Genomic DNA, 12,909 nt, shown 5'->3' with positions numbered 1-12,909 from the left:
TTACTTCTTACCTGTTTTGCCTGTTTTACCAGCTTTGCGCCGGACGACTTCGCCGCTGTAGCGAATGCCTTTTCCCTTGTAGACTTCAGGCGGACGCACTGCGCGGATGCGGGCTGCTGTATTGCCTACGAGTTCTTTGTCAATGCCAGAGACAATGACGTTGGTGTTGCCTTCAACTGCCATTGTGATGCCTTCTGGAGGGGGCATTTCAACGGGTTTGCTGTAACCGACGTTTAAAATCAGGTTCCGTCCTTGAACCTGTGCCCGATAACCTGTGCCGATAATTTCGAGACGCCGCTGAAAACCTTGGGATACACCTTCGACCATGTTGGCGACTAGGGTGCGGCACAAGCCGTGCAGTTGTCTGGCGACACGAGATTCGTCTCGGCGGGTAACGAGTAAAGTCTCGCCTTCAATTCCCATGAGGATTTCGGCTGGGATGACTCGGGAAAGTTCACCTTTAGGGCCTTTGACGGCTACTTTTTGACCGTCTAGGGTGACGGTGACTTTCGTGGGGATGCTAATCGGACGCTTGCCAATTCGCGACATAGTTTTTTGTCCTTTGTTTTTAGTTATTAGTCCTTGATTATTAGTGCTTAGTTATTAGTCCTTAGTGATTGATTTTTGAGTCGGTTGCCAACGACCAGTGACTAATGACTAATGACTAATGACTACCAAACATAACAAAGCACTTCACCGCCCAAACCTTGGCGTCGAGCTTCTCTATCCGTCATAATGCCGCTGGAGGTGGAAATAATGGCTATGCCAATTCCGCCTAACACTCTGGGCAATTCTTTACGGTTCGAGTAAACGCGCAGTCCTGGTTTGCTGACTCGCTTAAGTGCCGTGATAATGGGCTTGCGAGTTTTACCTTTGTACTTTAGAGAAAGCACTAAATGTCGCTTGACCCCTTCTGCTTCTGCTTCTTCAAATTCGCCGATGAAGCCTTCACTTTTGAGGACTTGGGCGATGCTGCGGGTCATTTTTGTAGCTGGAATTTGCGTTGTTTGGTGGCGCGCCATGCAAGAATTGCGAATGCGCGTCAACATATCTGCTATGGTATCGTTAGCTGCCATCTTTTGCTTCTTACTCTAGTGCTTAGTTGTCCCGGAACGGCATTCCCATTTCTTTAAGCAAGGCGCGTCCTTCTTCGTCGGTGTTTGCTGTGGTGATAATTGAAATGTCCATGCCTCGAATTTGATCGATGCGGTCATATTCTATTTCTGGAAAAATTAGCTGTTCTCTCAGACCCAAGCTGTAGTTGCCGCGCCCGTCGAAGCTTTTGGGGCTGATGCCGCGGAAGTCGCGGATTCGGGGGAGTGCGAGGTTGATCAGCCGATCGAGAAAATCGTACATCCGATCGCCGCGCAGCGTCACCATAACGCCGACGGGTACTCCTTTGCGGATTTTGAAGCCTGCAATCGCTTTTTTCGCCCGCGTCACCACTGGTTTTTGACCGGTGATGATGCCAATTTCGTTGATCGACGAATCCAGTGCCTTAGCGTTTTGAGATGCTTCTCCCAAACCGCGGTTCACTGTGACTTTGACGAGTTTGGGAACCTGATGGATATTAGTATATTTAAACTGATCCATCAGTGTGGGAACGATTTTTCCTTGATAAAGAACTTTGAGTTTGTCCGGCATAGTTTTTGTGTTTCGTTAACTGTCCCTGGGCTTGGTCAGGGAATTTGTCGATTGTCCGTCCCACCGATGTTAGCTGTTAGTTATGAGTTGAAAAGTCACTTGTCAGAAGGCGGACTAATGACCGATGACTGATAACAAATCACTATTGATCGATGATTTCTCCAGTTTTTTTGAGCTGTCGCAGTTTCCGACCGTCTTCGCTAAATGTATAGCAAACGCGGCTAGCTATTTTTTCTTTTTCGGAATAGTGCATGACATTTGAGCTGTGAATGGGAGCCTCAAATGTGAGTATTTTCCCGGACTCTCCCTCTTGCTGGGGCTTGACGTGCTTTGTTCTGATGTTTACACCTTTAACAATTACTTTGCTGACTTTAGGATATGTCTTTAAGATTTCTCCGACTTTTCCTTTCTCTTTGCCAGTAATTATTTGCACGGTGTCGCCCGCTTTGACGTGCATTCTGTAGCGCTGCGGCTCGCTAGTTGGTTTACCCTTTTTTCCGTACATTTTAAAGTACCTCCGGGGCTAAGGAAACGATTTTAGTAAAGTTTTTGTCGCGCAATTCGCGGGCTACGGGACCGAAGACGCGAGTGCCTTTGGGGTTGCCGTCTACGTTGATAATAACGGCGGCGTTATCGTCAAAACGAATGCTCATGCCACTGTCGCGGCGCAGACCTTTGCGGGTTCTGACAATGACAGCCCGAACGACATCTGATTTTTTGACTGCCATATTGGGGATGGCGTCTTTGACGACGGCAATGATGACATCGCCGACTCCGCCGTAGCGACGGTTGCCGCCTCCCAATACGCGGATGCACATCAGTTTGCGGGCTCCGCTATTGTCGGCGACATTGAGGTATGTCTGGGGTTGAATCATGGTGATTGTTGACTGTTAACTGTTGACTGTTAACTGTTGACTGTTAACTGTTGACTGTTGACGACTAATTGATTAATCAAGTACCGATCGGGCGAGCGCGAGATCGCAATTAACTGTTAACCGTTTTTTGTCCCGAAAATCTCAGCAACCGTCCAACGTTTGGTTTTGCTCAGTGGGCGAGTTTCAGTGATGCGGACGCGATCTCCGGATTTGCACTGATTTTCTTCGTCATGAGCTTTGTAGCGCTTGGTGCGGACTACGATTTTGCCGTATTTGGTGTGGGAGGAGCGGTTTTCGATTGCTACCACGACGGTTTTATCCATCTTGTCGCTGACTACTACGCCAACTCGTTCTTTAATTGCCATAGCTACCTATTTTTGTTGTGCAATTGACTTGTTTTTAGCTACTGTGCGAGCCGAGGCTAGGTTGCTGCTCACTCTTGGCTGACTTCTGGGCTGAGAGCCGAACCTGCGGCTTCTTGAGCTGCGGCTGATTTTTCTGCAGCTTCTTTCTCAGCAACGATTTGGCGCTCGCGTTCAACTGTCATCAATTGAGCTAGCCGATGTTTGGCGTGCTTAAACAGGTGAGGCTTTTCCATGCGGCCGGTAGCTTGCTGGAGCCGCAATTCCATTAGTTGGCGCTTGACGGCTAAAATTTGCTCTGCTACTGCAGCATCGCTTAATTCTCTAGCTTCTTTAATCTTGGTCAAAGACATAATTGTGTGCTTTCTCGTTAGCGAGCGGTATGACAGAAGACATAATTGTCTCTTAGGCTGAAGGTCGAAGGAAAGAAAAGTTATGAAAGCCAGATTTTAAAATGCTGTAGCCGTTTAAAATGCTGATTAATACAGACCTAATTCTACCTTCGCTCTTCGCTATGACTGGCCTTCTTCGCGAGTGATGAACTTGGTTTTAATTGGTAACTTGAAAGATGCCAAACGCATTGCTTCGCGGGCAGTTTCTTCACTTACGCCGCCAATTTCAAACATTACCCGGCCCGGTTTGACCACGGCCACCCAAAACTCTGGTGAGCCTTTACCAGAACCCATCCGGGTTTCTGCTGCGCGCTCGGTGACTGGTTTGTCGGGAAAAATGCGAATCCAAATTTTGCCACCCCGGCGGATATAGCGGGTCATGGCGCGGCGTCCGGCTTCTATTTGGCGGGAAGTAATCCAGGCGGGTTCGACGGCTTGGAGCGCGAAGTCGCCAAAGCTAACTGTATTGCCGCGGGTGGCAATACCGCTCATTCGCCCGCGCTGTTGTTTGCGGAATTTCGTTCTTTTAGGGCTTAACATGGCTTTGGGAGTTGGGTAATTGGTAATTGGTAATTGGTAATTGGTGATTGCTAATTGCTAATTGGTTTGGAACAACTCACACTTAACAAATGACAACTAACAGTTAACAATTAGCTAGCCTTCGTTCGATCGATCTTCAAAGTTCTGGCGGCGGCGCTTTTGTTTGGTGCGGGGCACTGCTGCATTTGGTGCAGCCTCTTGTTCCTGTCCGGGAATAATTTCGCCTTTGAAAACCCAAACTTTAATGCCCAGAATACCGTAGATGGTTTGAGCAGTGCAGTAGGAGTAGTCGATGTCTGCCCGCAGCGTGTGCAAGGGGACTCTTCCTTCCCGGGTCCATTCCGTACGGGCAATTTCTGCACCGTTGAGGCGTCCGCTGACTTGAATTTTGATGCCTTGGATGCCGACTTTTTGGGCGCGGGTGATCGCTTGGCGGACGACTCGGCGGAAAGATACGCGCCGTTCTAGTTGCTGAGCGATGTATTCCGCGATCAGTGTGGCATCGGCGTCTACTCGCTGGACTTCGACGACGTTGATGCGGATTTGGCGGTTGCTACCCAGTTGCTGCTGCAAACCGACGCGCAAAGTTTCGATCCCTGCTCCGCCGCGGCCTACGACAACGCCTGGTCTGGCGGTGAACACTTCTAGGTCGATTTGATCGGCTTTCCGCTCAATTTTGACCGATGAAATGCCAGCATTGCTGAGGGTTTTACGAACGTACTTGCGAATTTTATAGTCTTCTTGCAAGAGTTCTGGATAGTTTTTGGGATCGGCAAACCAGCGAGAGCGGTGCTCTTGGGTAATGCCGAGACGAAAACCAATTGGATGTATTTTTTGGCCCATAATAGTTGATGAGTTAATTGGTAATTGGTAATTGGTAATTGGTAATTGGTAATTGGTGATTACCCATTTTTTCAACTTTAAGCTGTTTATTACCTATTACGTTTTTCCCTGGTTTAGTTTTCTACGAGCGGAGCTACTACTACGGTAATGTGACAGGTTGGCTTGCGAATTTGGTAGGCGCGACCTTGAGCGCGGGGTCTAAAGCGTTTGAGGACTGGGCCTTGGTCTGCGTAAGCTTGAGAAACTACCAGCTTGGATTTATCCAATCCTGCGTTGTGTTCGGCGTTGGCTACTGCCGATCGCAAAACTTTGACGATTGGTTCGCAGGCGCGGTAGGGCATGAATTCGAGTAAAATCAGCGCTTCTTGGTAGCTTTTGCCGCGAATTTGGTCGAGGACTCGGCGCACTTTGAAGGGGGATGTCCGGATGTAACGGGCGATCGCCTTAATTTCGGATGTGGTATCTATAACCATTTCGATTTGGGTAATTGGTAATTGGTAATTGGGAAAAAGGTAATTGGTAATTGGGAAAAAGTTGGTCCGATTACCTATTACCTGTCACCTAATTCGGCTATCTTTTTGCCTTTTTATCACCACTTTTCGCGTGACCTCTAAAGGTGCGAGTGGGGGAAAATTCTCCGAGTTTGTGACCTACCATTTGGTCGGTGAGGTAGACGGGTACGTGCTGTCTGCCGTTGTGAACGGCGATCGTGTGACCTACCATTTGAGGCAGAATTGTGGAAGATCGCGACCAAGTTTTAATTACTTGTTTTTGGCCGGCGGCGTTGAGTTTTTCGATTTTTGTCATCAGAGCATCTGCGACAAAGGGGCCTTTTTTTAGCGATCGAGACATGATTTTTTTAGTAATTCAGGAGTCATTAGGCATGATTCAGCAGTCATTGGTCATCAGTCCTCAGTCATTAGTTAGCAGTTAATAACTAAGCACTGAAGACTGCTGACTGATAACTAGCTTTGTCTACCGCCCTTACCGCGCTTGGAAGATTTGCGGCGGCGGCGGACGATTAAAGCGTCGCTGCGCTTGTTTTTGCGTCGAGTTTTTGCACCCAATGCTGGTTTACCCCATGGAGTGACAGGCCCGGGACGTCCGATGGGAGCTCTGCCTTCGCCACCGCCGTGCGGGTGGTCTACCGGGTTCATGACACTACCGCGAACGGTGGGTCTACGACCTTTCCAGCGGGTGCGACCTGCTTTGCCGAGGCTGATGTTTCTGGCGTCTGTGTTGCCGACTTGACCGATAGTGGCATAGCAGTCGGCGCGGACTTTGCGCTGTTCGCCCGATGGCAGTTTCAGGGTAACGTAGCTACCTTCTTTTGCCATTAGCTGAGCGCTGGAGCCGGCGGAGCGAACGATTTGTCCGCCTTTTCCAGGTACTAGCTCGACGTTGTGGATGCTGGTACCGAGGGGAATGTTCTTCAGGGGGAGGGCGTTACCGATCTCGATCGGCGCGTCTGGGCCTGAGACAATTACTGTACCGACGTTTAAGTTGAGCGGGTGCAGGATGTACCGTTTTTCGCCGTCTTTGTAGAACAGGAGGGCGATGCGGGCGTTGCGATTGGGGTCGTATTCGATCGCCTTGACGGTAGCTGGAATGCTGTGTTTGTCGCGGCGGAAGTCGATGTCTCTATAAAGCCGTTTGTGACCGCCTCCCCGGTGGCGACAGGTAATGACGCCTCGGTTGTTGCGGCCTTGTTTGGTGTGCTTATTACTGGTTAGAGACTTTTCTGGTTCGGATTTGGTAATTTCAGCAAAGTCCGAGACGGTTTGTTCTCGGGTGCTGGAGGTATAAGGTCGGTAAGAACGGATGCCCATAATCGATTTTAGATTTTAGATTTTAGATTTGGGATGCAAGGACTTGGCGGTTTTGGATTTTAGATTTGGGATTATCAGTTAACTTGGTAACTTTCTGGGTTTGGTATTTTCACCAGTTAACCGCAATCTAAAATCTAAAATCTAAAATCCAAAATTGGCTAAACTTCTGGGAATAGGAGTTTGCGGATCGAGTCTCCGTCGGTCAGAGTTACGGTTGCTCGCTTGTAACAAGGTTTAAATCCGACGAATTTGCCAACTCGACGCTTTTTGCGCGGCGGGTTTTGGGTGTTGACGCCGATGACTTTGACCTTAAATAGTTCTTCGATTGCAGCTTTGATTTGAGGCTTGGTCGCTTTGGGGGCTACGTCGAATGTGAATTGATTTAATTCCATCATTCGGGTAGCTTTCTCGGTGAGAATCGGACGCTGGATCAAATCTGCGTAGTCGCGGGGGTCGATTTTACTCACCGTAAATCTCCTGAATTTTAGCTATGGCTGTAGATGTGACGATAATTTTGTCAGCCGCGAGAACGTCGTAAACATTCAGGGAGGTTGCCAAGATGACGTTTACTAATTCGATGTTGCGTCCTGATAAGTAGACGTTTGGTTGCGGTTCTGGCAAGATTAACAGAACTTTTGTATCGGGTTCAATACCCCAGCGGGCGATCGCACCCAGCAATTCTTTGCTTTTCGGTTTCGGAAATTGCTCTGCAAATTCTTCAACCACAATGATGTCTTCGGTGCGACTTTGGAATGCTGTCCGCAAAGCGAGACGGCGTTCCTTTTTGTTCATTTTGACTTCAAAGTCTCTCGGTTTTGGTCCGAAGATGACACCGCCGCCCCGCCACAGCGGAGAACGGATAGAACCTGCTCTGGCTCGACCCGTGCCTTTTTGACGCCAGGGTTTGCGACCGCCGCCTCTGACTTCCGAGCGAGTTTTGGTGCAAGCATTTCCTTGACGAGCGTTATTCAGTTGCCGCGTCAATGCTCTGTGAACGATGTGAGACGCATTTTCTTCTTTGGCTACGCGCAGTTCTAAAGTTGTTTCCCCAACTTCTTCGCCTTGCCAATTTCGGACTACACAATTAACCATATCTTTTGTCCTTTGTCTGTTGTTAGTTGTCTGTTGTTAGTTGTCTGTTGTCTGTTGTCTGTCGTCTGTTGTCTGTTCTCAGGTCTTAGTTTTCAGCTCTTAGTTTTCAGCTTTTAGTTCTTAGTTATTGCTTGCTACTAACGGCCAACCACTATCTACTGACTGCTGACTACTGACTACTTACTACTGACTAACGTCCTACTTTTTTCTCAGGCACAACATTGACTAAGGCGCCAGCTTTGCCGGGAACTGCTCCCTTAATTAGCAGTAAATTCTGCTCTGTATCCACCCGGACAATTGTTAGTTTGCGGACGGTGACTTGAACGTTGCCCATACGTCCTGCCATTCTTTTCCCAGGATAAACGCGACCAGGAGTAGTTCCAGGCCCGATCGATCCAGGCTCGCGGTGGTTCTTGGAACCGTGAGACATGGGGCCTCGTTTAAAGTTGTGGCGCTTTTGAAAACCTGCAAAACCTTTACCGATGCTGGTACCGATGACATCTACTATTTGTCCCGGTGTAAAAGTATCTGCTTTTAGTTGTTGACCTAATTCAAATGAACTGGTGTCTTCCAATCGGTATTCCTGCAAGTGGCGCAGTGGATTCGCCCCCGACTTGGCAAGGTGTCCTAGTTCTGGCTTGTTGAGAGCCTTTGGTTTGACTTCGTTGTATCCAACTTGAACGGCACCGTAGCCGTCAGTTTGTTTTGTTTTGATTTGAGTTACTGTACAAGGCCCTGCTTGTATGACGGTGACGGGGATGGCTCTCCCTTCGGCGTCAAACACTTGAGTCATGCCTAGTTTAGTGCCAAGAATGCCTACAGACACGGATTTTCTTCCTTTTATTTACGCAAGAGGTTTCGGATTGCGAAAGTTACGTCAATCCGCTTGCTCTTGTGCAGAAACATTTATTTCAGTGTTCCTGCAATTAACTGTTATCAACCAACAGCCTTCCTCGGTGTTTAAAATTTGAGTTTTAAATTTGGGAGCGAGCTTGTGGAAGTCTTGCAAGGGTTGAGATTCGCGGCTTTTTACCGACTCTATCTCCGAGTTTTGTCTCGGTCTTGCTTGTTTGTGCCAGGACTTGAGCAGCAAACCACTCAGTATCCTTTACGGCGACAATTCACAATAGTACATGAAGTGTTTGCCGTTTGTCAAGGGCGCGATGAGAATTTTTCGCCTCAACTTTAGGATTTATAATATTTCCAGCTCGCAAGCAGCGATCAACCAAATTTTGATACAGCAGGAAACACAAATTTATGGGACTGATTACGACGGGATCTGATCTGATTCGGGATTTGGAAAAGTCGGGGTCGCTGGCCCTGTACGTTCCTTTAGAGGGAGGATTTGAGGGGCGCTACCTCCGCCGGCTGAGGGCAGCGGGCTACGGTGGGTACACGATTTCGGCGCGGGGTTTGGGCGATTTGGCGATGTATTTAACGGGGGTTCACGGGGTACGACCGCCGCATTTGGGCAAGAAAACTACTGGCAACGAAGGGGCGGTTGGTTATACATACTACGTGCCGCCGATGTTGAAAACTCAATTAGACAATTTGCCACCGAAAGCAAAAGGATTGGTGCTGTGGATTATTGAAGGGCAAATTTTGTCGAGTCAGGAGATTGAGTATTTGACTGTTTTGCCGACGTTAGAACCACGAGTTAAAATAGCAGTGGAGATGGGGGGCGATCGAGCTTTTAGCTGGAAGCCACTTAAAGACGCTTTAGTTGCAGCTTAAATTCCGCTATTTGCGATCGCAAATCAACTAAAAAAACGCAGCGAGCAACTAAAGCTCAACAGCTTCTGCTCGCTGGTTTTGATATTTTTGGGAAAAACTTAATTAACAGGAAAAATCTTATGCTTCAGAACCGCGATTATACCATAATCATTGACAAAAGCGGTAGTATGTACACGAAAGACCAGATGGGCGGTAAAAGTCGGTGGGCGCTCATGCAAGAATCGACGATCGCATTGGCCAATAAATGCGAAGAACTTGATCCTGATGGCATAACAGTTTATGTGTTTTCCGGTCGCTTCAAGCGCTATGACAACGTAACATCAGCTAAAGTCGTGCAAATTTTCCAAGAAAACGAACCTTCGGGAACTACGAATTTAGCTGCTGTTCTGCAAGACGCTCTGAACAGTTATTTTCAGCGCAAAGCATCCGGTAAGACCAAGCAAAATGGAGAAACAATATTAGTGGTGACGGACGGGGAACCGGACGATCGCAAAGAAGTGATGAAAACTATTATAGAGGCTTCGCGGAAGCTCGATCGAGATGAAGAGTTGGCGATTTCTTTCATTCAAGTAGGAAATGCGCCGGAAGCGACTAAGTTTCTCAAGATATTGGATGACGAACTGCAAAGCGCCGGGGCTAAATTCGATATCGTTGATACTGTCACGATGGATGATATTGAAGGAATGACCCTGACAGAGGTATTGCTCAATGCAATAACTGATTAAGGAGGCGGGCGAAGTTTCCGTGATTATATTGGGGCCAGTTAGCCCAGCAGCATTTTTTAGGGGGTTTAAGTTATGGAATCGATCGAGCGCCTGTTAGGTGAACTTAAGGCAGAGTATCAAGCATCTCAAAAAATTGCTGAGTTGAAAAGTCAGGCGCCGGCGCCTGCACAAGCGCCGTCAAATGCAACATTTAAAACATCAGATATAAATTTGTATGCTAGTCCTTTGGATAAGGATTTAGCTCAAATTAAGGCTGAGTACGAATCGCAAAATAAAGCTCAGGAAGTCGCTTCACTGCAACCGCTTAAGGCTGAGCACGAAACGCAAAATAAAGCTCAGGAAGTCGCTTCACTGCAACCGCAACCCGCAGAAAAAGTCGCGGAACCACAGTTGGACGTACAAACGCACAGACAGAAAGTTAGGCAAGCTCAGGTTTGGCTGAAAAAGTTGGATAAGAATTCCGATGAGGGATATTGGTTCGATCAGTTTGCTTTTAAGTATTCTTCGAGGATAGATGCGGCGATCGACTATTTGCAAGCGGTGAATGAGTTTGATTGATTGAACTACACGATATTCACAATTGGTAAGGCCGTTTTTTTGTTAATTGCCATCTCTATTTTTTGTAAGGACACGGCAGTGCTGTGTCTTTACAAAGCGTAAAATAAATATCATTTGTATCACGCGGGATTTAGGAGACGGCAGTGCCGTCTCCCTACAAATGGCCAGCAAATAAATATCATTTATAGGAACACAGCACAGTTATTTCCTGTGGCTGCGACAACCAGGGGGAGGATTCCTCCTATACTAAATTTTTGGCCACAGACGTAGGATTCAACAAAAACAAAGCCGCTTTTTTTGCTGTATCTTCAGATAGCTGAATTTGTTTTAACTCAACAATACCTTCACTGATAAAAGTATCTCTCAAAGCAGCTTTTTCTCCACTGTTAAAACTCGTTTCGTAAAACACTTCTCGAATTCCAGCGGCAATGACTAATTTCAAACAATAGATGCAGGGTTCTAAGGTGACGTAAATACTAGCCCCAGCAGTAGATATACCGTGTTTGGCAGCTTTGGCGATCGCATTGGCTTCAGCATGAACCGCCCTTGATGGCAAAGTTTTACTGGCGTCGCAACTACTCAAACCAGGATAGCAGAAGCCTTGAGCAGTACAGTGTGCCGAACCTGACGGCGAACCGTTGTAACCCGTTGCTAAAACTTGCCTGTTTTTAGTTATCACCGCGCCTACAGGAAAAGCCAGACAAGTCGATCGAGTAGCAGCCAATTTTGCTAACATTAAGAAGTATTCGTCCCAACTTGGTCTTTCTTCTTCTAGATTCATTTTCTATCCTGAATGTATTGGTTGCTGGTTTTCAGACACTCGGCCGCCTTTTGCAATTCTATTCCCAAATAACCAATATGCTCGCCTTTGATAGCCGGGGAAGCCGCACAAATTTCTCGCACTAACTTGAGAGGGTTTTTTCCAGAATAACAAGTGACAACTTCGCCGCTGCCCGGGGTGGTTTGCGTGACTACTATCTGATTGTCCGCTACTTCAACTAAAAAATTGCCCGCTGCATCGAAAAAGTCTCGATCTTCGCAGATTTTAGCATATTGGGTTTGAATTAGTCGATCGGCATTTTCAAAGGTATCGTCATACAAGTGAGCCGATTGACTCAGAGTTACCAACGGGCCCATCGTCAAATTATAATCGGAACGCCTCGCAATTTCATCTCGAATGTGCTGCTGCAAAGCCCGCAAACCCATTGCATTGGCCGGCCAAGCCGCAAACATATCGTTACTGCGGAGAGTTGCAGTTAGCGATATTTCACCATCCACCACTCGCACCCAAATATGATTTAAACAAGGACTGCCGCTGTGCTGGTGGTCTGAGGAACCGTCAGACCTTCTGTTAATATTTCCCCCGGCATCCCACAAACTAATTACAGCACTTGCCGCGTCAATTTCTTTAATTAGTTTGGCAATAACTTCTTCAATTTGATCGCGTCCAAACCACGACCTCATCCGCTGTGCGTAGGTATATTTAATGCCTTCGCTATACGGGGCATCTTCGAGCATTTGCGGTTTGTACTGTTCGAGGAAATCGCGGTCGATTGGTAAGTAATTCGGTTCTGGAAAATAGAACTCCGCAGGTTCATCTGTAATCACTGCCATTAAGTCGATTAATTCTTGCCACTGTCCGTCGTAACCAGTCGGCCGTAAGGTGCCGGTGGTCTTAATTCGGTGGATGATTTTTACCCAAGTTTCGGCGATAGTTTTGCCTTCGATTCTGTGTCCGTATTTCTGGCCGGGGAGTACAGTCGGGACGATTTCAACTAATGGAAAAGTTACGGTTTCTCCCCAAGGTTCAACCACTGCTTTTTCTGAAAAATACTTGACAAAAATCACTGTTTCTGCTATATTTATGGCTTCTTTCCATTCGATTGAATGACGCAATAGTTCTAAGGCTTCTGCTGCTATTTCAATATCAATGTAGCCAAATATTGAAGATTTAATTAACCAGCAATCTCTACCAGTATCGCTTTTGCCGGCTTCAAAGCCGTTGCGAAAAAAGTCGATCAAGCACGCTGCGGCACCGGAGTTGCGGTCTTCTTTGGTAGCGTTGAGAATTACTAAAAAGCGGACGTGGGGATTGCACAGCAAGTTTCTAATTAAGAAGTTGATGCCGCGAGTAGGAGAGTACAGTTGTCCGATGACAGCAAATTCGTTGGGTTGTAATTTTTTGCCGATCGCACTTTTTACTGTCCAGCCGGTGACAATGGCTGTTTGCCCCGTTCCGTTAGAGTCGATAGGAGCGTTACCACTCCTACCTCTCCTTCAGAGCCGGACGTGAGACTTTCACCTCATCCGGCTCC

20 protein-coding genes are annotated in these 12,909 nt (G+C 47.4%); 3 read left to right on the top strand and 17 right to left on the bottom strand.

Annotation, left to right across the window (positions count from 1 at the left end):
• The 15 genes from rplF to rplC form a co-directional block, all read right to left on the bottom strand.
• Nucleotides 1–549 (bottom strand): 50S ribosomal protein L6, encoded by a 549-nt coding sequence (rplF, locus tag QUB30_RS25730; protein WP_333039622.1) that lies wholly within the window; start codon nucleotides 547–549, stop codon nucleotides 1–3.
• 122 nt (nucleotides 550–671) lie between these two features.
• Nucleotides 672–1,076, bottom strand: a complete 405-nt coding sequence (gene rpsH, locus QUB30_RS25725) for a 30S ribosomal protein S8 (protein ID WP_190657976.1) — start codon at nucleotides 1,074–1,076, stop codon at nucleotides 672–674.
• A gap of 22 nt (nucleotides 1,077–1,098) precedes the next feature.
• The gene (rplE, locus tag QUB30_RS25720; RefSeq protein WP_006634989.1) at nucleotides 1,099–1,644 is read right to left on the bottom strand and encodes a 50S ribosomal protein L5; all 546 of its coding nucleotides are present in this window, start codon (nucleotides 1,642–1,644) and stop codon (nucleotides 1,099–1,101) included.
• Nucleotides 1,645–1,786: 142 nt separating this feature from the next.
• Complete coding sequence (gene rplX, locus QUB30_RS25715; protein ID WP_242719707.1) at nucleotides 1,787–2,149, bottom strand: 50S ribosomal protein L24; 363 nt, start codon at nucleotides 2,147–2,149, stop codon at nucleotides 1,787–1,789.
• Between the two features lies 1 nt (nucleotide 2,150).
• Nucleotides 2,151–2,519 carry a 50S ribosomal protein L14 gene (gene rplN, locus QUB30_RS25710; RefSeq protein ID WP_006634991.1) on the bottom strand — a complete coding sequence of 123 codons (369 nt, stop codon included), beginning with the start codon at nucleotides 2,517–2,519 and terminating at the stop codon, nucleotides 2,151–2,153.
• A 116-nt stretch (nucleotides 2,520–2,635) separates the two neighbouring features.
• Entirely contained in the window at nucleotides 2,636–2,884 is a 249-nt protein-coding gene (rpsQ, locus tag QUB30_RS25705; protein ID WP_006634992.1) for a 30S ribosomal protein S17, read from the bottom strand.
• Nucleotides 2,885–2,952: 68 nt separating this feature from the next.
• Nucleotides 2,953–3,234, bottom strand: a complete 282-nt coding sequence (gene rpmC / locus QUB30_RS25700; RefSeq protein ID WP_333339359.1) for a 50S ribosomal protein L29 — start codon at nucleotides 3,232–3,234, stop codon at nucleotides 2,953–2,955.
• 159 nt (nucleotides 3,235–3,393) lie between these two features.
• Entirely contained in the window at nucleotides 3,394–3,813 is a 420-nt protein-coding gene (gene rplP / locus QUB30_RS25695; RefSeq protein WP_333039615.1) for a 50S ribosomal protein L16, read from the bottom strand.
• 114 nt (nucleotides 3,814–3,927) lie between these two features.
• Nucleotides 3,928–4,656 (bottom strand): 30S ribosomal protein S3, encoded by a 729-nt coding sequence (gene rpsC / locus QUB30_RS25690; protein ID WP_006634995.1) that lies wholly within the window; start codon nucleotides 4,654–4,656, stop codon nucleotides 3,928–3,930.
• 113 nt (nucleotides 4,657–4,769) lie between these two features.
• A complete protein-coding gene (gene rplV / locus QUB30_RS25685) occupies nucleotides 4,770–5,129 on the bottom strand; it encodes a 50S ribosomal protein L22 (RefSeq protein ID WP_006634996.1) in 360 nt (119 codons plus the stop codon).
• A 97-nt stretch (nucleotides 5,130–5,226) separates the two neighbouring features.
• A complete protein-coding gene (gene rpsS / locus QUB30_RS25680; RefSeq protein ID WP_006634997.1) occupies nucleotides 5,227–5,508 on the bottom strand; it encodes a 30S ribosomal protein S19 in 282 nt (93 codons plus the stop codon).
• A gap of 113 nt (nucleotides 5,509–5,621) precedes the next feature.
• Entirely contained in the window at nucleotides 5,622–6,485 is an 864-nt protein-coding gene (rplB, locus tag QUB30_RS25675) for a 50S ribosomal protein L2 (protein WP_333039612.1), read from the bottom strand.
• Nucleotides 6,486–6,643: 158 nt separating this feature from the next.
• Nucleotides 6,644–6,952, bottom strand: coding sequence for a 50S ribosomal protein L23 (locus QUB30_RS25670; RefSeq protein WP_006634999.1), 309 nt, complete (start codon nucleotides 6,950–6,952; stop codon nucleotides 6,644–6,646).
• On the bottom strand, nucleotides 6,945–7,577 hold the full coding sequence (gene rplD / locus QUB30_RS25665; protein WP_333339357.1) for a 50S ribosomal protein L4: 633 nt from the start codon (nucleotides 7,575–7,577) through the stop codon (nucleotides 6,945–6,947). Before rplD ends, QUB30_RS25670 begins: the two co-directional genes overlap by 8 nt.
• A gap of 190 nt (nucleotides 7,578–7,767) precedes the next feature.
• On the bottom strand, nucleotides 7,768–8,403 hold the full coding sequence (rplC, locus tag QUB30_RS25660; RefSeq protein WP_333039608.1) for a 50S ribosomal protein L3: 636 nt from the start codon (nucleotides 8,401–8,403) through the stop codon (nucleotides 7,768–7,770).
• 431 nt (nucleotides 8,404–8,834) lie between these two features.
• Between rplC and QUB30_RS25655 the strand changes: the two genes are divergently transcribed.
• The 3 genes from QUB30_RS25655 (at nucleotide 8,835) to QUB30_RS25645 (ending at nucleotide 10,594) form a co-directional block, all read left to right on the top strand.
• Entirely contained in the window at nucleotides 8,835–9,311 is a 477-nt protein-coding gene (locus tag QUB30_RS25655) for an NAD(P)H-quinone oxidoreductase subunit N (RefSeq protein WP_333059805.1), read from the top strand.
• 119 nt (nucleotides 9,312–9,430) lie between these two features.
• Nucleotides 9,431–10,036: a VWA domain-containing protein gene (locus tag QUB30_RS25650; RefSeq protein ID WP_333057785.1), complete on the top strand. Its 606-nt coding sequence runs from the start codon at nucleotides 9,431–9,433 to the stop codon at nucleotides 10,034–10,036.
• Between the two features lie 72 nt (nucleotides 10,037–10,108).
• Nucleotides 10,109–10,594 carry a salt stress protein, Slr1339 family gene (locus QUB30_RS25645; protein ID WP_333339354.1) on the top strand — a complete coding sequence of 162 codons (486 nt, stop codon included), beginning with the start codon at nucleotides 10,109–10,111 and terminating at the stop codon, nucleotides 10,592–10,594.
• A gap of 241 nt (nucleotides 10,595–10,835) precedes the next feature.
• Here the strand turns inward: QUB30_RS25645 and QUB30_RS25640 are convergent, their stop codons facing one another.
• Nucleotides 10,836–11,375 (bottom strand): dCMP deaminase family protein, encoded by a 540-nt coding sequence (locus tag QUB30_RS25640; protein ID WP_333339352.1) that lies wholly within the window; start codon nucleotides 11,373–11,375, stop codon nucleotides 10,836–10,838.
• Entirely contained in the window at nucleotides 11,372–12,697 is a 1,326-nt protein-coding gene (locus tag QUB30_RS25635; protein WP_333339350.1) for a thymidylate synthase, read from the bottom strand. Before QUB30_RS25635 ends, QUB30_RS25640 begins: the two co-directional genes overlap by 4 nt.
• Nucleotides 12,698–12,909 lie beyond the last annotated feature (212 nt).

Origin of the sequence: Microcoleus sp. BROC3 (assembly GCF_036702515.1) — a bacterium.
In the GTDB taxonomy this organism is placed as follows: Bacteria; Cyanobacteriota; Cyanobacteriia; order Cyanobacteriales; family Microcoleaceae; genus Microcoleus.
The sequence above is the reverse complement of the archived record's forward strand: the minus strand, read 5'-3'. Positions and strand labels throughout refer to the sequence as shown.